General features: G+C 44.8%; 20 protein-coding genes. 12 read left to right on the plus strand and 8 right to left on the minus strand.

All coding sequences use genetic code 11. The features are described 5' to 3' along the window. The first annotated feature begins 58 nt into the window (after window positions 1-58). The gene (locus tag NCI00_RS11800; RefSeq protein WP_253527719.1) at window positions 59-1,138 is read left to right on the plus strand and encodes a DUF3500 domain-containing protein; all 1,080 of its coding nucleotides are present in this window, start codon (window positions 59-61) and stop codon (window positions 1,136-1,138) included. A 1-nt stretch (window position 1,139) separates the two neighbouring features. Here NCI00_RS11800 and NCI00_RS11805 read toward each other — a convergent pair whose 3' ends face one another. Then, complete coding sequence (locus NCI00_RS11805) at window positions 1,140-2,345, minus strand: parallel beta-helix domain-containing protein (protein WP_253527722.1); 1,206 nt, start codon at window positions 2,343-2,345, stop codon at window positions 1,140-1,142. Between the two features lie 121 nt (window positions 2,346-2,466). On the opposite strand from NCI00_RS11805, the gene ribH reads away from it, so the two are divergent. Genes ribH through NCI00_RS11830 form a run of 5 tightly spaced genes read left to right on the plus strand, consistent with a single transcriptional unit; the run spans window position 2,467 to window position 5,369 of the window. Next, a complete protein-coding gene (gene ribH, locus NCI00_RS11810) occupies window positions 2,467-2,946 on the plus strand; it encodes a 6,7-dimethyl-8-ribityllumazine synthase (protein WP_253527725.1) in 480 nt (159 codons plus the stop codon). Between the two features lie 5 nt (window positions 2,947-2,951). Beyond that, the gene (hisH, locus tag NCI00_RS11815) at window positions 2,952-3,539 is read left to right on the plus strand and encodes an imidazole glycerol phosphate synthase subunit HisH (RefSeq protein ID WP_253527728.1); all 588 of its coding nucleotides are present in this window, start codon (window positions 2,952-2,954) and stop codon (window positions 3,537-3,539) included. 21 nt (window positions 3,540-3,560) lie between these two features. Further along, window positions 3,561-4,295, plus strand: a complete 735-nt coding sequence (locus tag NCI00_RS11820; protein ID WP_253527730.1) for a DUF2490 domain-containing protein — start codon at window positions 3,561-3,563, stop codon at window positions 4,293-4,295. After that, complete coding sequence (locus NCI00_RS11825) at window positions 4,295-4,792, plus strand: rhodanese-like domain-containing protein (RefSeq protein ID WP_253527732.1); 498 nt, start codon at window positions 4,295-4,297, stop codon at window positions 4,790-4,792. The genes NCI00_RS11820 and NCI00_RS11825 overlap by 1 nt, the downstream gene beginning before the upstream one ends. Beyond that, window positions 4,785-5,369, plus strand: a complete 585-nt coding sequence (locus NCI00_RS11830; RefSeq protein ID WP_253527734.1) for a methyltransferase domain-containing protein — start codon at window positions 4,785-4,787, stop codon at window positions 5,367-5,369. Before NCI00_RS11825 ends, NCI00_RS11830 begins: the two co-directional genes overlap by 8 nt. A gap of 131 nt (window positions 5,370-5,500) precedes the next feature. On the opposite strand, the gene NCI00_RS11835 is transcribed toward NCI00_RS11830, so the two are convergent. After that, complete coding sequence (locus NCI00_RS11835) at window positions 5,501-5,761, minus strand: hypothetical protein (protein ID WP_253527736.1); 261 nt, start codon at window positions 5,759-5,761, stop codon at window positions 5,501-5,503. 369 nt (window positions 5,762-6,130) lie between these two features. Then, complete coding sequence (locus NCI00_RS11840; protein WP_253527738.1) at window positions 6,131-7,501, minus strand: dihydroorotase; 1,371 nt, start codon at window positions 7,499-7,501, stop codon at window positions 6,131-6,133. A gap of 116 nt (window positions 7,502-7,617) precedes the next feature. On the opposite strand from NCI00_RS11840, the gene NCI00_RS11845 reads away from it, so the two are divergent. Both NCI00_RS11845 and NCI00_RS11850 read left to right on the plus strand, forming a co-directional pair. Beyond that, complete coding sequence (locus NCI00_RS11845; protein ID WP_253527740.1) at window positions 7,618-10,050, plus strand: TonB-dependent receptor; 2,433 nt, start codon at window positions 7,618-7,620, stop codon at window positions 10,048-10,050. A gap of 5 nt (window positions 10,051-10,055) precedes the next feature. Further along, the gene (locus NCI00_RS11850; RefSeq protein WP_253527743.1) at window positions 10,056-10,994 is read left to right on the plus strand and encodes a DUF4249 domain-containing protein; all 939 of its coding nucleotides are present in this window, start codon (window positions 10,056-10,058) and stop codon (window positions 10,992-10,994) included. 52 nt (window positions 10,995-11,046) lie between these two features. Here NCI00_RS11850 and NCI00_RS11855 read toward each other — a convergent pair whose 3' ends face one another. After that, window positions 11,047-12,018, minus strand: a complete 972-nt coding sequence (locus tag NCI00_RS11855) for a zinc-dependent alcohol dehydrogenase family protein (RefSeq protein ID WP_253527746.1) — start codon at window positions 12,016-12,018, stop codon at window positions 11,047-11,049. A gap of 235 nt (window positions 12,019-12,253) precedes the next feature. On the opposite strand from NCI00_RS11855, the gene NCI00_RS11860 reads away from it, so the two are divergent. After that, window positions 12,254-12,865, plus strand: coding sequence for a lysophospholipid acyltransferase family protein (locus tag NCI00_RS11860; RefSeq protein WP_310586772.1), 612 nt, complete (start codon window positions 12,254-12,256; stop codon window positions 12,863-12,865). Window positions 12,866-12,897: 32 nt separating this feature from the next. On the opposite strand, the gene NCI00_RS11865 is transcribed toward NCI00_RS11860, so the two are convergent. From NCI00_RS11865 to hisA, 3 genes are all read right to left on the minus strand, one after another. Further along, complete coding sequence (locus NCI00_RS11865) at window positions 12,898-13,137, minus strand: hypothetical protein (protein ID WP_114068449.1); 240 nt, start codon at window positions 13,135-13,137, stop codon at window positions 12,898-12,900. Continuing rightward, window positions 13,112-13,711, minus strand: a complete 600-nt coding sequence (locus NCI00_RS11870) for an RNA polymerase sigma factor (protein WP_114068450.1) — start codon at window positions 13,709-13,711, stop codon at window positions 13,112-13,114. The genes NCI00_RS11865 and NCI00_RS11870 overlap by 26 nt, the downstream gene beginning before the upstream one ends. A 301-nt stretch (window positions 13,712-14,012) precedes the next feature. After that, the gene (hisA, locus tag NCI00_RS11875) at window positions 14,013-14,738 is read right to left on the minus strand and encodes a 1-(5-phosphoribosyl)-5-[(5-phosphoribosylamino)methylideneamino]imidazole-4-carboxamide isomerase (RefSeq protein ID WP_253527752.1); all 726 of its coding nucleotides are present in this window, start codon (window positions 14,736-14,738) and stop codon (window positions 14,013-14,015) included. A 194-nt stretch (window positions 14,739-14,932) separates the two neighbouring features. On the opposite strand from hisA, the gene NCI00_RS11880 reads away from it, so the two are divergent. Genes NCI00_RS11880 through murI form a run of 3 tightly spaced genes read left to right on the plus strand, consistent with a single transcriptional unit; the run spans window position 14,933 to window position 19,427 of the window. Continuing rightward, a complete protein-coding gene (locus tag NCI00_RS11880; protein WP_253528341.1) occupies window positions 14,933-17,350 on the plus strand; it encodes an endonuclease MutS2 in 2,418 nt (805 codons plus the stop codon). Window positions 17,351-17,395: 45 nt separating this feature from the next. Next, window positions 17,396-18,574: a DUF819 family protein gene (locus NCI00_RS11885; protein WP_253527755.1), complete on the plus strand. Its 1,179-nt coding sequence runs from the start codon at window positions 17,396-17,398 to the stop codon at window positions 18,572-18,574. Window positions 18,575-18,593: 19 nt separating this feature from the next. After that, complete coding sequence (gene murI / locus NCI00_RS11890; protein ID WP_253527757.1) at window positions 18,594-19,427, plus strand: glutamate racemase; 834 nt, start codon at window positions 18,594-18,596, stop codon at window positions 19,425-19,427. A gap of 52 nt (window positions 19,428-19,479) precedes the next feature. Here murI and NCI00_RS11895 read toward each other — a convergent pair whose 3' ends face one another. Beyond that, the gene (locus NCI00_RS11895; protein ID WP_253527759.1) at window positions 19,480-20,715 is read right to left on the minus strand and encodes an ABC transporter permease; all 1,236 of its coding nucleotides are present in this window, start codon (window positions 20,713-20,715) and stop codon (window positions 19,480-19,482) included. Between the last annotated feature and the right edge of the window lie 3 nt (window positions 20,716-20,718).

The raw sequence follows: 20,718 nt of genomic DNA on the forward strand, positions 1-20,718 counted from the left end.
GTAGATTTAAGGAATGTCATCATTTTCAGAGTGTTATTCCTTAAATCCTGCCCCGATTATGCAAACCTGCTCTTTTGTTTCTCGAAGAATCTCTGACAGCGCAAAAATTATCGCGCTTTTATTCCTCTATCTCTACGTTGTTACGGTGGAGCTACACGCGCAAAAAAAGCTCAGTAGCGACTTAAAATCAGCTTCTGAGCAATTTTTGGAAGCTCTTACAGCAGAACAAAAAGCATTGGCTACGTTGCCTTTCGACTCCGAGTGGCGTTATGATTGGAACTACACGCCGCGTCAACGCAAAGGATTGCCTCTCAAACAAATGAATGAATCCCAACGCAAAGCCGCCATGAATTTGTTGAAAGTTGCTTTAAGTGACCAAGGGTTAGCCAAAGCCGAGGCGATTATTAGCTTGGAATACGTATTGCGTCAGGTGGAAAAACGCCCCGAAAATGACACTTACCGCGACCCTGAAAATTACGCTTTTGCCGTTTTTGGTAGTCCCGATGCCAAGCAGCCCTGGGGCTGGAGTGTAGAAGGCCATCATTTGTCTTTGCATTTTACGATTGTGGATAACAAAGTGGAATTTATGCCGAGCTTTTTCGGTAGCAACCCGGGTATTGTACTGCCGGGTTACATTCAGGAAGGAAAACAGGTGTTGAAAGAAGAAACCGATGCTGCATTTCGCTTATTGGGTTCTTTTGACGAGCAACAACTCAAAAAAGTAATGCTTGCCGACAAAGCGCCCAATGATTTACTAACCACCAATTCTCGAAAGGTAAATCTCGAAAATCGGGAAGGATTGGCACTGGGCGATATGGCACCTGCACAACAGAAAATGTTTCAAGAATTGATAAGTATCTATCTAAGCCGATACCACGTAACGCTCAAAAATCAGGAATTGGACCGTTTGCGCCAAGCAGATATGAACAAAATTTATTTTGCTTGGATGGGCGACCGCGAGCCGATTCGGGGGGCAGGGCATGGGCATTATTTCCGCGTACACGGCCCCACGTTTTTGATTGAATACGACAATACCCAAAACGGCGGCAACCACGTTCATTCCGTGGTGCGAGATTTAACCAACGATTGGGGTGAAGATTTATTAAAAGCGCACTACGAGGCGGCCCATAAGAAATAAATTATTTCATACTGACCGCCGCTTGTTTTAGTGGCGAATGGGAACAGTCGTAGGCAGCGGCATCGCGCGAAACATTTTTGAAATTATTGGCTGCGTCAATATTTACAAAGGTTGCGTTTTGATTGTTTCGAACACAAATGCGGCTTTCCGCTTTAATTTGCCCGTTTTCTAAAGTGTTGGCGTCTACGATTCCGTCGTAAATAATATGGGGGACTTTTTTGCCGAAGCGTAATTTATAACGAAACAACTGGCCCAGGCGGCCCTTGCCCTGATAGCGCACGCGGTCGCGCTCATAGACGTTGTCGTGGATATAAATGCCCGTGGGATAAGGGTAATAATCTTTGTCTTTGATGCGATTTTCGGTCAGAAAATAGCTGATAATGCCTGTGCCTAGGCTGTTGTTGCCAATGATTTTATTGTTGAAAACCTCCACTTGGTTGGTCGCCAAAATCATGACTCCTGTACCCTGCGGCACGCCAGCTACGATGTTTCCTTTTGGGGCAAAATTGGGGAAATTATTGTGGTGAATATGATTGTTGTACACGCGCACATTCCCGCCTTTTTTCTGAACCAAATCGGGTAAGTCAAACACTAAAATACCGCCCGTATTTTCGGTGGATTCGTTGTCGTAGACGTCGGCTACGAGTGAGTTTTCGATTTCAATGCCTGCTACATTGTGGTAAGCACGGGAATTGCGTACGATGATATTTTTGGATTGCCCTACGTAAATACCTGCATCAGAAGCGCCAATGGCCACGCAACCCTCAATCAATACATTTTGGCACATAACTGGATACAATCCGTAAGCGCCGTTGGTGGCTTTGGGCTCGCCTGTCCATTCGGTTTTGACGTTTCTGAACGTTATACCATTGACATTCATGGTTTTGATGGCATCGCCCTTGGCATCTTGGACGCTAAAATTTTCTAGCATTATATTTTCGGCGTTACTCACCCGTAATCCTTCCGCGCCGTCGGTTTGGCCTTTGAAGCTCAGAATGGTTTTTTCCATTCCAGCTCCGCGAACGATAATATTTTTTTTGCCTTCGAGCGACAAACTTCCACTCAATGTATAAGTGCCAGCTTCAAGGTTAATGGTGGCACCGTCTTCGGCCATAATGAGCTGACGCTGAAGTTTTTTTTGAAAATCAGCCTGCGCAAGGGCCGTAAAAGAAGCAAAACTGAGGGCAACAAATGATAAAAAACGCATAATTTCGAAAGGTTTAGGAAAGACGAAAGTACGAAAAAATAGAAACTTCGCAGCAATACCCTAATTTTGTGATTCGCTGTTGTAAAACTATAGACTATTAACCGTAAACGGACTGCTAAGAATGTCATCTGCTCACAAAAACCTGAGTGTATTCAACACGGAAGGTTTACCCGATATAAGTGCTAAAAAATTTGTCATTGTTGTGGCCGAATGGAACGACGAGGTAACGGGCGCGCTCTACGAAGGAGCCCATAAAACGTTGCTCGAATACGGTGCCAAACCCGAGAATATTCGGAGAGTGAATGTTCCTGGAAGTTTCGAATTGAGTTTTGGCTCACAAGTATACGCCCAAAAGCCCGACGTCGATGCCGTTATTGCCATCGGCTGCGTGATTCAGGGCGAAACCAAGCACAACGACTATATCAACCACGCGGTTGCTCACGGTCTCACCGACGTAGCGTTGAAGTATAACAAACCCGTTATTTTTGGCGTCTTAACGCCCAATACGCTGCAACAGGCCCTCGACCGGGCAGGAGGTATCCACGGCAATAAAGGCGACGAAGCCGCCATCACCGCCATCAAAATGTTGGGCCTTCAATAAAAACGATGAAAACAGTTATTATCAAATACAACGCAGGCAATGTGCAGTCAGTGATGTACGCCTTGGACCGAATCGGCGCGGCCTACGAATGGACCGACGACCCAGATACGATTCGTTCGGCCGATAAAGTGATTTTTCCGGGCGTGGGAGAGGCAAGTACCGCCATGGCGTATTTGCGGGAGCGCGGGCTTGATAAATTGATACCCTCGCTCAAACAGCCGCTGTTGGGTACGTGCGTAGGAATGCAGCTTATGTGTCGTTATTCGGAAGAAAACGATACTACTTGCATGGGGATTTTTGACGTGGATGTGTTGCGTTTTCCGCGTACAAATGGCTTTAAGGTGCCTCAAACGGGTTGGAATGACATTTATTCGCTCAATAACCCACTTTGTGCGGGCTTGAATGAGCACGATTATGTGTATTATAATCACGGCTATTATGCACCGCTTTGTGACCAAACGGCAGCCAAGACCAACTACATCGTTGAATACTCAGCGATGTTACAAAAGGGTAACTTTTTTGCGGCTCAGTTTCACTCCGAAATCAGTGGGAATGTGGGGCAGCGCATTTTTGAAAATTTTCTAAATCTGTAAACTCTTTCAACCGCTTTCCCCTTGCATCGCTTCTTGTTCCTGTTTGCAGTTGGAGTATGGCCTTTCATTTCAGAGGCGCAAAAGCAGCATTACCCTCACCTAACGCTTTGGTCACGGGTGCAGGTAGCCAAAGAACCGAATCCGAACTGGAATCTTGTAGGGACGCTCATGTGGAGACGTCAGAATAATTATCAGGAGAATCCTCATAATCCAACTGCTAGCCCGCTGACGGTGGGAGGGCAAGCGCTGATTACACATCGTAATACCCAAAATACGGTATGGGTACATATTGCCCAAATGAGTTACATGGTTTCCAATCAGCTGTTGGGAAAAGAGGAGGATTTTAACGCTCCCATTGGCAAGGAGTTTCGTTATGCAGGCGGGGTGGAGTTTAATCAAGAGGTAAACGAAAAACTCACGTTTCGGCAGCGGTTCATGCAAGAGTTACGGTTTTTTAAAGCCAATAATTTTCATCCCGTTGGCCGGGTACGCGGTAGGGCCAATATTCGTTATCAATTCACCCCTTTTGTAAGTGTAAATGGCGTTACGGAGATTCTTTTTCATGACCCACCGCTGTTGAGCGGTCAAAAGCCTTTGCGTTTTCACCAATTTTGGCTTGGAGGAAGCTTGTTGTGGAGTTTAAGCGAACGTGTCAACCTCGAAACGGGTTATACATTTATTCATGGTCGTCGCGCTACATTAGTGGAGTTTGACGAACAAAATGTATTGAATCTCCATTTAGCGTTCGAAATCTAATGCGAAAGCTCCTTTTGTTACTGATGTTATTTTCATGGTTTAAACCCAACGCCCAGACCAACAGCCGAGCTTATAAGCTGATGTTGGAGGGCATGTATAAGCATACCGTTCCGACGGTAAGTTGTAAGGAATTGAAAAAGGAACAGTCTCAGGTTGTTCTGCTGGATACCCGCGCCAAACGCGAATATGATGTGAGCCATTTGCCCGAAGCTAGATGGGTTGGGTATGAAGAATTTGACCTCAAAAAAGTAGAAAACTTTCCCAAAAATACGCCAATCGTGGTGTATTGTACCGTAGGCGTTCGGTCAGAGCGCATTGGCGAAAGACTTAAAGCGTCAGGGTTTCAAAATGTCCGAAATCTTTATGGTAGTATTTTTGAATGGGTAAATCAGGGAAATGCCGTGGTAGATACGCAGGGAAAACCTACCCAAAAAGTCCATGCTTATTCGCGGTCTTGGGGGATTTGGCTCAATAAAGGTGAAAAAGTGTATGAGTAATTTAGACCAAAATTTCTGGGATGAACGCTACCGCGCTGGTCAAACGGGGTGGGATATTGGCTATGTATCGCCGCCTTTGAAAGAACACATTGACCAATTAACCGATAAGAATCTTCGTATTCTTATTCCTGGCGGTGGCAATAGCTATGAGGCAGAATATCTTCTTCAGCAGGGGTTTACGGATGTGACCGTGGTGGATATATCGGCCGAAATTGTTAAAAAACTTCAAGATAAACATGCTTCAAAAGGCTTAAAAGCTGTTTGTGAAGATTTCTTTGAGCACGAGGGGCAGTATGACTTAGTTTTGGAACAAACGTTTTTCTGCGCCATCGACCCGTCGCTGCGGCCGCGTTATGTGCACAAAATGCATGAATTGCTGACTCCAAGTGGAAAGTTGGCGGGACTTTTGTTTAATCGGTCGTTTGAGGGCGGTCCTCCTTTCGGTGGAACGGTCGAAGAGTATAAAGGTTTATTTGAGGAAACTTTTGACCTAAAACGCATGAGTCCCGCCGCCAATTCCATTCTTCCTCGGCAGGGTTTTGAGGTCTTTTTTGTGGCTTCTCCCAAGGTTAATTAAAAAACAAACGCCACCCAACCGAGCAGCGTTTGTCCCTTTTTCTAAACCCTAACTACAATAAATTTTTTACTTCTGAATGTTTTTGTGGAGTGCTTTTGTCATTGGGCTGAGACCTGCTGACGGTGGAAGTACTAGTGCGTAATTTTGATAATGAAGCTTACAATACGCCCAACGGTAGAAACAGCTTGGCGAGTTTCCTCCACGCCGTCCTGTGCTCGTTGCGTAACGTTCTTAAGAATAGAACCTTGCGGAATCACAGTCTTTTGGGGTTGAGCAACAACCGTACGCTCGGTCAAGGCTTTGTGGGTCGCAAAAATATTGTGCGGCCGGCCAATTGAAAAAGCGGCGGTACTCAACAAACACAGGGCGACGACGAGGGTGATAGCTTTCATGACTGTATGAGTTTTTAAATGGATTCGTAACGAGTATTTATTTTCGATGGCTGAATTCGGACCGACGATTCGGATGAAACAAAGATATGGGTTTGGGATGGTATTATGCAATACAAAGTACCTTGTTTTTGGTTAAAAAGTGTTAATCGGCAAATTTAGAGGATGAGTGGTAAGCAATTTTTCTTGTCGTTGAAAACTTCCTTTCATCACATAACCATTGACCACCAACCCTCTGCAACTATATGATGTAAAGGTGGGTGAAAAGGTTGCATGTTGCCCAAAAAAAAAGACAAACCTGTGGTTTCGCCTGATGAAACCGATAAAATAAGGAGTGAATTGCAAAAGGTAGAAATGCAACACAGTGCGTCTCTAAACTGTACGTCTAAAATATAATCGTTTTCCTCTTTCCGACTCATCAAAAACTCCGTTGGCATACACCAAATGTCCCGAAACAAGTGTGTGCGTAATGCCTGATTGAAAGGTAGTTCCTTCCAATGGAGACCAACCGCATTTGAATAAAATATTCTCTTTAGTTACGGTGGTAGGTTGGTTTAAATCTACCAATACTAAGTCGGCCCAGTAGCCTTCACGGATGTATCCACGGCGGTCTATCTGAAATACGTCGGCTACGGCGTGGCTCATTTTCTCTACTACTCGTTCTATCGAAATCTTACCTTGCTGCACAAATTCTAACATGATATTGAGTGAATGCTGCACTAAAGGCAAACCAGAAGGGGCCGCCCAATAGCCTTTTGATTTTTCTTCCCAAGTGTGTGGAGCGTGGTCGGTAGCGATGACGTCGATGCGGTTGTCAAGCAGGGCCTGAAAGATTTTTTCTTTGTGGTGAGGCGCTTTGATGGCAGGGTTACACTTGATTTGGGCACCCAATCGATGATAATCTTCGGCGTCAAACCATAGATGATGTACGCAGGCTTCTGAGGTGATGCGTTTTTGTCGTTTATCGCTTTCGGTTATGGCGCTGTTTCCGTAGCTACCAACTTCAAATAATTCGGTTTCCTCACCCGTCGAAATGTGGAGGATATGCAGCCGTGTACCGTGTTTTTTTGCCAGCTCCACCGCCATCGAAGATGATTTGTAACAAGCTTCTTCGTTGCGAATGAGCGCGTGAATATTGTACGGAACGTTGTCACCGTATTGTTGTTTAAACATTTCTGTACGCTGCCGAACCGTGGGCTCATCTTCGCAATGCGTGGCAATCAGGCAAGGAGCGTTGGCAAATAGTTTTTCCAGCACTTCTGGCGCATCTACGAGCATATTGCCCGTGGAAGAGCCCATAAAAATCTTGATGCCGCACACATCAGGGCAAATCGTTTGCATAACCTCATCATAATTATCGTTGGAAGCACCCATAAAAAAAGAGTAATTTGCCAACGAGGTCTGCGAAGCAATTTGGTATTTGTCTTCTAATAAGCTTTGGGTCAGTGCATTGGGTACTGTATTGGGCATCTCCATGAAAGAAGTTACCCCGCCCGCAACGGCCGCTTTGGCTTCCGAATAAATAGTAGCTTTGTGTGTCAGACCTGGCTCACGAAAGTGAACTTGGTCGTCTATCACCCCCGGTAGTAGGTATTTGCCAGCGGCGTCGATGATTTTATCGGCAGCAAGATGTTTTAAATCACCCCCGATTTTTTCAATCAAACCGTTTTTTACCAGAACGTCCTGTTCCAAAATACGCCCTTCGTTGACCACGCGGGCGTTAATGATAAGAATAGATGACATAATTATTTTCTAAGTTGGTTCCAACCTTTTTGGCTACTTAACAGACTATGTATTAAAAAGGAAGCGTTATACATTAAACCGCCAAACTTACAACTCATTACCTGAACAGCCATATCATGCGTTTAATTTTATTTTTTAGTCTGCTTACATTTTCGGTCTATGCCCAATCACGTTTTACGGTCAGTGGTTATATCCGCGAAAGCGGAAGCCAAGAGCAATTAATTGGTGTAAACGTTTATTTGCCCAATACCACCACAGGCACGACCTCCAATACCTACGGCTTTTATTCTATTACCCTTCCCGCGGCCGATTCTGTTACGTTGGCTTTTTCCTTTGTTGGTTATGGCACAGAAATCCGTACCGTAAAGCTGCGCAGCAATCTCCAACTTAACGTGCAGTTGGCGGCTATCGGACGAGAGCTGAATGAAGTGGTCGTATCGGGGCGGCGTGAGGCCGACAAAGTCAGCCAAACGGCACAAATGAGCCGGATTGATATTCCAGTGCAACAAATCAAGAAAATTCCCGCTTTTTTGGGTGAAAAGGACGTGTTGCGCGTGCTGCAACTCATGCCTGGGGTTCAAAAAGGCTCAGAAGGCCAAACGGGCATTTATGTACGTGGCGGTGGGCCCGACCAAAACTTGGTGATTCTCGACGATGCGCCAGTATACAATGTAAGTCACCTGTTTGGATTTTTCTCCGTTTTCAACGGCGACGCTCTCAAAAGTGTCGAACTGACCAAAGGAGGCTTTCCCGCACGATTTGGCGGGCGGTTGTCGTCGGTGGTGGAGTTGAATATGAAAGAAGGCAACAAAGAAAAGCTGCACGGTGAAGGTGGCGGCGGACTAATTGCCAGTCGTTTAACGCTCGAAGGGCCCATCAAAAAGAAAGGAGTTGCCGTGGCCAAGTCATCTTTTTTAATTTCTGGGCGACGTACGTATTTGGACTTATTGGCGCGGCCACTCATTGCCGCCCAAACCGACGACAATACGATGGGAGGCTATTATTTCTACGACCTCAATGCCAAATTTAATTATGATTTTGGACAAAAAAACAAGGTTTACGCCAGTGGCTATTTTGGGCAAGATCGCTTTTTCTTTCGCGAAAAAAACGCATCTTCTGGCAGTGAAGGGGGATTGAATTGGGGCAATGCGACTGGTACGCTGCGCTGGAACCACCTATTTAGTGAGAAACTGTTTTCCAACGCTTCGTTGATTTTTAGCAACTACAAATTTCAGATTTATGCCAAAGAGAGTGAAAGGTTTAACAATACAGAAAACGAGTTTGAGTTGCGCTATACCTCAGGGGTAAGGGATTGGGGGCTAAAGTATGACGTTGATTATTTCCCCAACCCTCAACATGCCTTACGTTTTGGCGTGGTGACCACATTGCACCGTTTTACACCGAGCGCCGTAGTGGTCAAAAATTCAGATATTAATCAATTCAAAACCGAAGTAGAGGCCCTCAACAACGTTGAATCTGGAATCTATGCCGAAGATACTTGGAAACCTAATCGTTGGCTCAAAATGAATGCGGGCTTAAGATTGAGCCATTTCAGCGCAGAAAACCAAAATTATTTTCGGCCAGAGCCTCGCATTTCGACGGCTCTGATGTTGCGCCCCGATTTGTCGTTTAAGGCGTCGTATGCCCGTATGAATCAGTACATTCACTTACTCTCTAACACTGGTATCGGCCTGCCTACGGATTTGTGGGTGCCGAGTACGGCCAAAATTGCACCGCAGCAATCGAGTCAGGTGGCGGCGGGTTTTGCCAAAGATTTTGAAAAACAGGGTTTGGCGCTGACTTTGGAAGGGTATTACAAAACCATGAAGAATATCGTCAACTATAAAGAAGGTTCTAGCTTTTTGTTGATTGATGACCCCTCAAGTGCTGACAAGGTTCGTTGGGATGAAAATATCACCAGCGGGCGTGGCTGGTCGTATGGGGCAGAAGTGTTATTACAGAAAAAAACGGGGAAACTTTCGGGTTGGATTGGCTACACCCTTTCGTGGACGCAATGGAAATTTGCTGAACTTAATTTCGGACAAACATTTTATCCCCGTTATGACCGCCGACATGATTTATCCGTTGTAGGAATTTATGAATTTAGCCCCCGTATTACGCTTTCGGGTACGTGGGTCTATGGCACTGGCAATGCCCTCACATTGCCCCAGAGCAATTATATAGCTTATCCGCATAATCTAAATCCGCAAGTGCAATACGGTCAAAATATCAATGCTTCGTCGGTTGTTTATAGGTCGTTTGGTGGTGGATGGAGTGTGAGCGATTATGGGCCCAAAAACAGTTTTCGCGCCGAGCCTTACCACCGCTTTGATTTAAGTTTGCAGTTTCATAAGAAAAAAAGGCATCACGAGCGAACCTGGGAATTAAGCGTTTATAACCTCTACAATCGTCGAAATCCTTTTTTCTATAATCTCACTTCCCGTCAAGTGTTTGATGCCAACGGAAAATATGTGAAAACAGAGACGGTGCTACAACGCATTTCTATTTTCCCGATTGTACCGACGTTGAGTTATAACTTTAAATTTTAAACGCCATGAAAAATATCATTTTGGCCCTCTTGGCGATTTGCTCAATCGGCCTTTTTTCTTGCGAAACCCTCGTCAATGACGTGGACCCTGACCGCCTGCCGCGCAGTGACAGCAAATTGGTGGTTCATGGTTATCTATCACCGCAGGATACCACGATAAGCATCAACGTTTACTATAGCAGTCAATTGATTGGTGGCAATAATTCACCTTATTGGCTGAATGGGTCGCCGATATCACTAAAAGACGCCGTTGTCACGCTCTCAAACCAAGGGAAAAGCGTGACGTTGCCATTTGATTCCAAAACAGGTACATACAGTATTAAAGCTACCATAATGCCGATTTTGGAAGGCCAAACGTATGAACTAAAAGTAGAAAGAGGCGGTCAAACCGCCGAAGCCCAATGTACAATCCCCCAAGCCGTCGCTATTCAGGAAATAAAACAAGATTCTGTGGATTCTAAGATGATGGATCCAAGTAACCCTAACTTTGTTCCACCTAAAGAATATCTTTATCGTATTGTTTGGCGCGACATTGCGGGGCAGAAAAATTATTATCGGGTAGGAGGGTATGTGTTTCAAAACCAGACCGTTCAAACAAGCCCCAATGTGTTTACTGTCATCCCATCCATTCAAGACCTGAATTTTTGGGAGAATAATCGTTTGGGGGCATTTTCGACGGATGCCAGTGCCGACGGCAAAGAAATGGTATCCAGTACTGCGCGCACTAGGCTGTATAATTATCCCGGCTCAATGTTGGTTTTTAAGGTCAAGTATGTCGAGTTGACGCTGCTTAATTGCGAGAAAACCTACTATGATTATCATCGTGCGGTGCAAGCATTTGACCGAGATAATCCCTTTGCGGAGCCGTCATTGATTCCTTCAAATATCAAAAACGGATTGGGTTGTTTTGCTGCATTCAACCGAAGTTCTTTTGTGTTAAAGTAAAAATCGTCCCTGTCAGAGTAACAAAATACACCCTCTGACAGGGACTGTTTGCTTATGGCTTCAATAGCACTTTTCCCCAGCGACCGTGGGCGTCGGCATGGGTAACGGCGGCTTTGATTTCGTCCAGGCTATAAATAGCCTCAATCGGCATTTTAACCTGCCCAGTAGACAATAACGTAATCACCTCCTGCGATACCTTTTGGCGCGTAGTTCCATCCACCCGTCGCATCCAATCTGTAAGCCAGAAGCCTTTTAGGGTCAGCTCGCGGAAAATCATCAGGCCGATATTTATTTTAGGGTCTTGAAGGCTTAAAACGCCATAAATGAGCATGATAGCGCCGCGCCCCATACATTTTATTGCTTCGCTTGCGGTGTCGCCTCCCACGCATTCCAAGACCGCTCGCACGCCTTCGTAGTTGGTGATGTGCTGTACGCGTTTAGGGAGGTTTTCTTCGGCGGTATTGATAATTTCATCCACACCAAGCGCTTTCAGTTCGTCATTATGGTCATTTCGGCGTACTGTGCCAATGGTTTTGATGCCGCGCATTTTACAGATTTGGACAACCATTTTTCCTAAGGCCGAAGTACAGGCCGTAATCATGAGCCATTCGCCTTCTTTCACGCCCGAGTCTTCTACCATAGCTACGGCCGTAAATGGATTTACGAACAATTGGGCGGCGGTTTCATCGTTCATGGCCTCTGGAACAGGAATTAACGTTCGATGGTTGGTGACGATGTACTCACTCCAAGCCCCAATCCCCGTAAAACTTACGCGTGTTCCGACCGCAATTTTGGCATTGCTGCCTACGGCTTCCACAATTCCTACCCCTTCAAATCCTGCTCCTGACGGCAAATGCGGGCGAATCCCGTACAGGTTTTGTACAAACATAATATCGGAAGGATTGATAGGGCTGGCCAAAACTTTGATGAGGACTTCGTCAGGTCCGGGAGTGGGGGTTTCTGCATTTTCAGCGTTTAAAATATCCGCTGGTTTACCGAAGTGATGGAATACGACTTTTTTCATGATTATAAAGAGATTAACTTATTTATATCAGTGTTTGTCAAATTGAATACAATGTTCAATATTCGGCAAATACTTTTACATTTTTCGTTTTTATGCAATGAAAGTTATTTATACAATTTGGTGTTTTTTTTGGTTGATTCTCATTTTTCTGCTCCTGTTTCCATTCACGTATATCTGCTTACAACGAAAAGAATGGAAGCCGTATGCGCATCGGATAAACCGACTCTGGGGACAATTGTTTTTTCCACTGGCAGGGATTAGGTTTGAGATAGAATACAGGGGGCAGCTTGCTCCAAAACAGGCCTACGTTTTTTGCGCCAATCATTTTTCGTATTTGGATATTGCAGTAATGGGCGTTATTGTAGAACATTATTTTGCATTTGTTGGCAAAGCCGATGTTAAGGACATTCCCCTTTTTGGGTATATGTTCCAGCATTTGCACATTCAGGTAAAGCGAGAAAGTACCCAGAGCCGGGTGTCGTCGCTGAATCGGGCCATCAAAACCTTGGCGCAAGGAAGAAGTATTGTGGTTTTTCCCGAAGGGGGGATTAAGGCAAAACAGCCACCTCAAATGCATCGACCTTTTATGGATGGCGCATTTAAGATGGCTATTCAGCAGCAAGTACCGATTGTTCCGATCAGTCTGCTGACAAACTACAAAATTTTACCAGACGTACATCCTATCCGAATGCATCGTTTTCCAATGCAGGCAATAGTACACGAAGCAATACCAACGGTCGGCCTAACCCCTCAAGATGTTGTATCTTTAAGAGACAAATGCTATGGAGTGATAGACGACGAACTGAAAAAACATCATCTCCCTCAACAGGAGGGAAGCAAAGAGTAATTCGCAAACAAAAAGCAGTCAATCGTTGGCAATTATGCCACAGATTGACTGCCTGTATAGTTTCGCGAATACTCCAGAATGTTTGAAACTGCGCGGTTTGAGGGCGCGCGTTCAATTTTGGTCATTAGGCTTTTTATCTCAAGCGTATCGAGATAAAATTCCAATAGCTCTTGGTCGCCGATTAAGGCATCTTCAATGAGCGTGTTTTCTTCATCGGTTGTTTCTTCATAAACATACCGAATGACATCATCTGGGGTAAACGTTTGTATCATATATAGGAACGCGTTTGCTGAGTTGCTTTCGCAAATTAATCAGCGCGTAACGCATTCTCCCCAAAGCCGTGTTGATACTCACTCCTGTGGCATCTGCAATTTCCTGAAAACTCATGTCTTCGTAGTGCCGCATAATGAGCACTTCCCGCTGAGGGTCAGGCAATCGTTGAATCAGTTCGCGTAAGTGTTCATGCGTTTCTTGACGAATCTGGAGCGACTCAATGGAGTCCTCCGAAAAGTCTAACGTATTAAACACGTTGCTTCCGTCTTCAAACACTATCTCGGGGTAGCGTTTGTCGCGCCGAAAATGGTCAATAGCCAAATTGTGAGCAATTCTCAGTATCCACGGCAAAAACTTGCCCTCATCGTTATACTTACCAGATTTAAGCGTTTCAACAGCTTTAACGAAGCTGTCCTGCATTAAATCTTCAGCTACGTACTGATCTTTAACAATCAAATAAATAGTGGTGTAAATCTTGGACTTGTGACGCTGAACGAGTTTTTCAAAGGCTTTTTCGTTGCCATGAACGTACAATGAAACCAGATCACTGTCGCTAACTTGGTACTTTTCCATTTCAGTATGTACAATTAGTTAACGTAAATCTTTGTTTCGATATTGTAGCCCCTCGTTGTTTTGGTTGAAGAAAATTATTTTGCGTCTTAACTTTATGACCCAAAGATAAAACAATAAAAATTTATTGTGCAAGCGTTTGCCAAATTTTTTTTAAAGTGTAAAGGAAACACCAAATATAATTCCGAGTATTCTTTGGAATCCAGAATTATTGTCTGTATTACACTTAACCAAGAAAAAATTGTACAACCAAATTGTTTTGTATAAACAGAATTTATTTTTTAAGTAATTTATACATGAAAAATTACTTAATAGACCAGCGTTGTAGCTCTGCCAGAGTCACTTTGCCTTCATAAATGGCTTTCCCAACAATTACGCCAAAAAGATTCATTTCGGCCAACATTTCAATATCGTTTAAGTTGCTTACGCCTCCGCTGGCAATGATTTGTATGCCAGGGCATTGGTCCTGCATATTTCTATACAATTCAAAAGACGGTCCCTGAAGCAATCCGTCTTTGGCTACATCTGTACTTATAGTATACTGTGCACCTTTATCAATCCATTTTTGTACAAAATCATAGACCCATAGTTCGGTGCCTTCCTCCCAACCGCTGACGGCTACGCGCTCATTGCGGGCATCGGCACCTAGAATGATTTTTTCGCCGCCATAATTTGAAAGCCATTTTTCAAATAAATCAGGGTTTTTTACGGCAATACTCCCACCCGTTACCTGTTTGGCTCCTGATTCAAATACTACCCGCAAATCATTTTCTGACTGAACGCCTCCGCCAAAATCGACATGAAGTTTGGTTTTGGTCGCGATGGTTTCCAAAACTTTCCAATTGATTACTTTTTTAGCCTTGGCACCGTCCAAATCAACAAGGTGTAGGCGAGTGAGTCCCGCATCCTCAAACTGCATAGCAACTTCCAACGGATGCTCATTGTAGATTTTTTTTTGTTCGTAATCGCCTTGGGTTAGGCGTACACATTTGCCTTCAATAAGGTCTATGGCGGGAATGATATGAAACATGAATTTAGTGAGTAATCCACCGTCAAAAGTGGAGTCTGTGGGTGAGTTTTGGTCGTAAAATTAAGTAGTAACCGTGGTTTTAACAATACTTCATTGTATAGTGACTACCTTTGTGGGAACTTTTCATTGAACATTTGTCATTTAGCATTGGCTATATATTTGGATGAATGTTCAATGCCTTATGTTGAATGACAATGTTATACCCGCAAGATTTAGAACAAAAATTAGGATTTGACCGCATTCGCGAACAATTGAGTGAGTTGTGCCTGAGCCCACTCGGGCGGGCCTTTGTGCAGAAGATTCGCTTTTCGGATAATTTCGCCGTGATTGATAAATTGACTCGTCAAACTGCCGAGATGAAAGCTATTCTCGAAGAATCGACGGGCGAGTTTCCTTCCCAAAACTATTTGGATGCTACCCCCGCTTTGGATAAAATGCGGGTGGAAGGCATGGTTTTGTCGTTGGATGAGTTTTTTGATTTGAAACTTTCGCTCCGCACCATTCGCCAGGTGCTGAAGTTTCTGGCCGAGCAGGAAGAAGGACGGTTTCCTTTTTTAACTGAATTGGCAGGCAACGTCAAAGTGGAAAAATCGGTCAGTGATGCCATCGACCGCATCATTGATGACCGCGGACAGATCCGTGACAATGCCTCGCCCGAGTTGGCGGATATTCGTCGTCGATTGATTTCGGAAGCGGCCGGTGTGCGTAAAAAGTTGGATTCGATGCTCAAGCACGCCAAAAGCAGCGGTTGGGTAGGGGATGATGTATCCTTAACGGTACGCAATGGCCGAATGGTAATTCCGATTTCAGCCGAACACAAGCGAAAATTAAAAGGCTTTGTCCACGATGAATCGTCGACAGGGCAAACCCTGTTCATTGAGCCCGCCGATGTGTTGGATTCCAATAACGAAATCAAAGAGTTAGAATACGCTGAACGACGGGAGATTAACCGTATTTTAATTCAATTGGCCAATCAAATTCGTCCCCATTTGCCTGATTTACAGAAAGCTTGTCAGTTTTTGGGGATGGTAGATTTTATTCGTGCCAAAGCAAAATTTGCGTCACTATTAGGAGCCGTCAATCCTGCTTTTGTGAATCAACCCGTGATTGACTGGCGCATGGCACGGCATCCATTGTTGTATTTGTCTTTTCAGAAACAAGGCCGAAAAGTGGTTCCTTTGGGCATTGAACTGCGTCAAAATCAACGTATTTTGGTGATTTCGGGACCAAACGCAGGGGGGAAATCCGTGGCATTGAAAACAATAGGATTGGTGCAATATATGCTTCAATGCGGTTTGCTCGTGCCCATGCGTGAAGATTCTACGGTGGGGTTATTTCAGAATTTATTTATTGACATCGGCGATGAGCAAAGTCTGGACAATGATTTGAGTACGTACAGCAGCCACCTGACCAACATGCGTCATTTCCTGCAATTTGCCCATAAACGTACGCTGTTTTTAATTGATGAATTTGGAACAGGAACCGAGCCCAGCTTAGGCGGGGCGGTTGCCGAAGCCATATTGGAAGATTTGACCAAGTCGGGCGCCTTTGGCGTAATCAATACGCACTATACCAACCTCAAAACCTACGCCGATAAAACACAGGGACTGGTAAATGGTGCTATGCGCTACGATGGAGAACATCTGGAGCCGCTGTATCAGCTCGAAATTGGCAAACCGGGGAGTAGTTTTGCGTTTGAAATTGCGACCAAAATCGGTTTGCCGAAGGCTGTTATTGAACGGGCTAAGGGTAAATTAGGTACGCAGCAGGTCAATTTCGAAAAATTGTTGAAAGAGCTGGACATTGAGAAAAAAGTGTTTTCGGAAAAGAACATTGAAATAGGAATCAAGGAGCGAAAACTGGCCCAACAACTGGTCGAAACGACAGCCTTGCAGACGCGTTTGGACAATGACCAAAAGAAAATCATCAACGATGCTAAGCAAAAAGCCAAGCAACTGTTGGCTACGGCCAATCAGCGCATCGAAAGTACCATTCGGGAAATAAAGGAAAACAAAGCCGAACGCGATACCACAAAACTGATACGGCAGGAACTGGAGCAGTTTGAAAAGCAGGAGTTGAAAATTGAAGCGGTTGCCGAACCCGAGCGCGAGGAATTTATTCCCGAGGGGGGAGAAGTTACCATTGGCAGCTTTGTACGAATCAAAGGACAGGCTACCGTGGGTGAAGTGCTGGCCATGAAAGGCAAAGATGTGGAGATTCGAATCGGCGATTTGAAGTCCAATGTAAAATTGAATCGGTTGGAAAAAGTCTCCAAAAAAGCGTTCAAAGAAGCAACGGGAGAAAAAGGCGCGGGCGCAGGCATAAGAACGGGCGTGGGCGGAATTGACATCAACGAAAAGATGATGAATTTTAGCTTTAATCTTGATATTAGAGGCAAGCGCGGAGAAGAAGCAATTGTTGAATTAGACGACTTTTTGAGCAATGCCCTGATGCTTGGTTTTAATGAGTTGCGGATTGTACACGGAAAAGGCGACGGTATTTTGCGTCAATTGGTTCGTAATCACTTAAAATCATATAAGCAGGTAGGAAAAATGCAGGATGAACATCCAGATCGCGGAGGAGCGGGGGTTACGATAGTGCAAATGCGATAAGAAATGATAAATTGCATCAGCTATTTACCCATTCCTTAACCTACTATGCCTTTATTTCAAGATTCACTGCCTATTTTGGCGGTATTGATGGTCAATATCATCATTTCCGAACGATTGGCACGTCTGCCGTACCTGCGTCACATGGGTACGGCGCTCATTGTCATTATATTGACCGCAATTACGTCCAATCTGGGCTTAATTCCAGCTTCAACCAATTCACCGCCAATTTACGACGGCATTTTTACTTATCTCGCGCCGATTTCGATATTCTATTTACTCCTGACGGTTAATCTGAAAGGGTTGAAAAAGGCCGGGACCCCCATGATTTTGAGTTTTTTTCTGGGAACAGCAGGAACCATGTTGGGCGTTATTGCGGGTATTTGGGCTATTTCAGGCCCCAAAGGTTTTGGGGAGTTTTATTATGCGTTGGGAGGAATGTTTACGGGTACGTACATCGGTGGCAGTACAAATTTCAACGCATTGGCGTTGCATTACGAAGTCAATAAAGAAGGAAATGTGTATGCCGCAGCGGTGGCGGTGGATAATATCCTGACGGCTTTATGGATGGTGGCGACATTACTATTACCGCAGCTCTTAAATCGTTATTTACCACGACGCATCGAATACAATCATACCGCCGAACAGGCGCAACAGTTTGAAAAAGAGGCTTCGGCGCAAGTGAGTGATGTTGAAACCTTCAACCCACAAGATTTGGCCATTTTGGTGGGGATGGGAGCGGCAGGGCTGTATGTATCAAAACAATTGGCAGTGATGATACCGCAGGTACCTCAAATCCTTATTTTAACCACGTTGGCGTTGGCATTGGCTCAACTTCCAGTAGTACAGCGTTTACGGGGAATGAAGGTATTGGCGATGTTTTTTATTTATTTATTTTTGGCCGTCATCGGCGCTTTTTGCGATATTGAGGCCTTGCTTAAAGACGGGCCTTTGGCCATTAGCATGATGGTTTTTGTAAGCACATTGATTGTGATTCATGCATTGGTCATCTTCGGAATTGGGGCGCTTTTAAAACAGGATTGGGATGTTTTATCCATCGCTTCACAAGCCAATATCGGAGGTTCTGCGTCGGCGTTGGCCTTGTCCAAAAGTCTGAATCGTCCAGATTTGTACCTGCCCGGAATTTTGGTGGGTGCTTTGGGAAATGCCATTGGCACGTATTGCGGGCTGTTTGTGGCGGAATATTTAAAAACAGTATCTTGGTAAACACTTTAAATGAACATCAATGCAGGGGCCGATTGGCGTATTTGATTCGGGTTACGGCGGCTTAACAATTTTAAGAGAGTTGGTGAAGCAATTGCCGCAGTATGATTACTTGTACTTGGGTGATAATGCCCGTGCTCCCTACGGCACGCGCTCGTTTGATACAGTGTATCATTACACCCTCGAATGCGTCAAACATCTTTTTTCTAAAGGCTGTCATTTGGTGATTCTGGCGTGTAATACCGCTTCGGCCAAAGCCTTGCGCAATATTCAGCAACTGGATTTGCCACATATTGCTCCTGATAGGCGGGTTTTAGGCGTTATTCGACCTACCACCGAAGTGATTGGGACATTTACCGATACGCAGCATATTGGGATTTTTGCCACGGCAGGTACCGTCTTATCGGAATCGTATTTGGTTGAAATAAAGAAATTTTTCCCAGACATACACGTCGTGCAGGAAGCTTGCCCAATGTGGGTGCCATTGATTGAAAATGGGGAATTTGACAGCGATGGAGCAGATTATTTTGTCAAAAAGCACGTTGAGCATTTGCTGGCGCAGTCGCCCGATATTGACGCTGTTTTGTTGGGATGTACGCATTATCCGTTGTTAATCAAGAAGATACGACAGTTTTTGCCCGCGTCTATTCGCATCATCAATCAAGCCGAAATTGTGGCGCACAGTTTGACGGATTATCTTCAGCGCCATCCCGAATTGGAAGCTAAATGCAGTAAAAATGGCAAACGGACATTTTATACCACGGATTCGACCGAGGCATTTGACCGTCAGTCAGCCGTGTTTTTCGGGCAAGAAGTAAAGAGTTTACATCAGGATTTAGGAAGTTCTATTAACTAAAAAGAAACCGCTGATGGGTATTTTACCAACCAGCGGTCTTAAGTGTAATGCTTTATTCTTCGGCCAATGTCCGCGACAAATTGATGCGATAAATGCCCAACGAAGGAATGGCCGCTGCTAAAATTCCAATCAGTATAGCGCCGCCCAGAAGCATAATTTCTTCGGGTAGAAGACTAAAATCGGCAAAAGAATAGTGATAATCCGACTCAGCCGCCCGACTGAATAGCCATAGCCCCACGCGACTGAGCAAAACTCCTGCGCCGTAGCCTACCAGTGCCAACATAATTCCTTCCAGTAATAACATCACAAAAAGTTTGGTGCGAGTGGCGCCCATCGATAGCATGAGGGCCATTTCGTATTTACGTTCTTTCAGTGAATTATAAAGCGAAATAAAAACACTCACGCCCGCAATGAGAATGATAATCAGCGCAATAGCGCGTAGGGTATCAATACCGATGCCCAATAATGAAAACAAACGATTGATTTCAAAAGCCACGGAAGCGGCCTGCATTTTGGTGTTTTCATTGATAAATCGCGGCAAGGCTACCATGCCCATTGGATTCCTAAATTTTACCAACAGGCTGGTGATTTCTTGACTTGGCTCATCGGTTTGGGTAGAATCGCCGCCTGTGAGCATATCAGTTACGTTGGCGCCTTTGCCGGGCTCATCGGCGTGCTCGTGAATAGACCATACGCTCGAAATATCGGTTAAAATAAGCTGGTCGATGACGGAATTATTGGTTTCGAAAATACCAACCACTTTGTATTTTTTGTTGCCATGGACATCATCCATGTTGTCAAAACCGTGTGCTCCCGAAAAAGTATCGCCGATTTTTAAGCCTGTCACACTTGCGGCTTTGGCCCCCACGGTCGCTTCCATTGTGGTCGAAAAAAGTCGGCCTTCTTTTACTTTGGCTTCAAAATGGTTGGGGTATTTTGGGTTTGTTCCCACAATCCGGTACGACATATAGTTATCCCCCATTGCCAACGGAATGGCCGTTTTGACCAGTGGGTTTTTCATCACCCGTTGAGCTTCGTCGAGCGACACATTGCCCGTAGGGGAGTCGATTTGATAAATACTCGATAAAATCAATTGCAGTGGACTGCCTTTGGCCCCCACGACCATATCAATTCCTTTGATGTTGCGGCGAAACTGCTCATCCAACTGCTTGTTCAACAACAATAACATCGAAATAATACCGATTCCGAGCGTCATTAGGAGTGCGCTTAGAAAACTGTTCAGCTTTTTATCTTTGAGATTGGCCCAACTTATTTTGAAAAGGTTCATCGA

It is taken from the genome of Runella salmonicolor (assembly GCF_024158025.1).
Taxonomy (GTDB): Bacteria; Bacteroidota; Bacteroidia; order Cytophagales; family Spirosomataceae; genus Runella; species Runella salmonicolor.

Coding starts and splice junctions, on each gene's coding strand:
- NCI00_RS11845 (WP_253527740.1), top strand. CDS start 7,618: ATGCGTTTAATTTTATTTTTTAGTCTGCTTACATTTTCGGTCTATGCC.
- NCI00_RS11830 (WP_253527734.1), top strand. CDS start 4,785: ATGAGTAATTTAGACCAAAATTTCTGGGATGAACGCTACCGCGCTGGT.
- murI (WP_253527757.1), top strand. CDS start 18,594: ATGCAGGGGCCGATTGGCGTATTTGATTCGGGTTACGGCGGCTTAACA.
- NCI00_RS11805 (WP_253527722.1), bottom strand. CDS start 2,345: ATGCGTTTTTTATCATTTGTTGCCCTCAGTTTTGCTTCTTTTACGGCC.
- NCI00_RS11825 (WP_253527732.1), top strand. CDS start 4,295: ATGCGAAAGCTCCTTTTGTTACTGATGTTATTTTCATGGTTTAAACCC.
- NCI00_RS11835 (WP_253527736.1), bottom strand. CDS start 5,761: ATGAAAGCTATCACCCTCGTCGTCGCCCTGTGTTTGTTGAGTACCGCC.
- hisA (WP_253527752.1), bottom strand. CDS start 14,738: ATGTTTCATATCATTCCCGCCATAGACCTTATTGAAGGCAAATGTGTA.
- NCI00_RS11880 (WP_253528341.1), top strand. CDS start 14,933: ATGTTATACCCGCAAGATTTAGAACAAAAATTAGGATTTGACCGCATT.
- NCI00_RS11865 (WP_114068449.1), bottom strand. CDS start 13,137: ATGATACAAACGTTTACCCCAGATGATGTCATTCGGTATGTTTATGAA.
- NCI00_RS11840 (WP_253527738.1), bottom strand. CDS start 7,501: ATGTCATCTATTCTTATCATTAACGCCCGCGTGGTCAACGAAGGGCGT.
- hisH (WP_253527728.1), top strand. CDS start 2,952: ATGAAAACAGTTATTATCAAATACAACGCAGGCAATGTGCAGTCAGTG.
- NCI00_RS11870 (WP_114068450.1), bottom strand. CDS start 13,711: ATGGAAAAGTACCAAGTTAGCGACAGTGATCTGGTTTCATTGTACGTT.
- NCI00_RS11895 (WP_253527759.1), bottom strand. CDS start 20,715: ATGAACCTTTTCAAAATAAGTTGGGCCAATCTCAAAGATAAAAAGCTG.
- NCI00_RS11850 (WP_253527743.1), top strand. CDS start 10,056: ATGAAAAATATCATTTTGGCCCTCTTGGCGATTTGCTCAATCGGCCTT.
- ribH (WP_253527725.1), top strand. CDS start 2,467: ATGTCATCTGCTCACAAAAACCTGAGTGTATTCAACACGGAAGGTTTA.
- NCI00_RS11855 (WP_253527746.1), bottom strand. CDS start 12,018: ATGAAAAAAGTCGTATTCCATCACTTCGGTAAACCAGCGGATATTTTA.
- NCI00_RS11800 (WP_253527719.1), top strand. CDS start 59: ATGCAAACCTGCTCTTTTGTTTCTCGAAGAATCTCTGACAGCGCAAAA.
- NCI00_RS11885 (WP_253527755.1), top strand. CDS start 17,396: ATGCCTTTATTTCAAGATTCACTGCCTATTTTGGCGGTATTGATGGTC.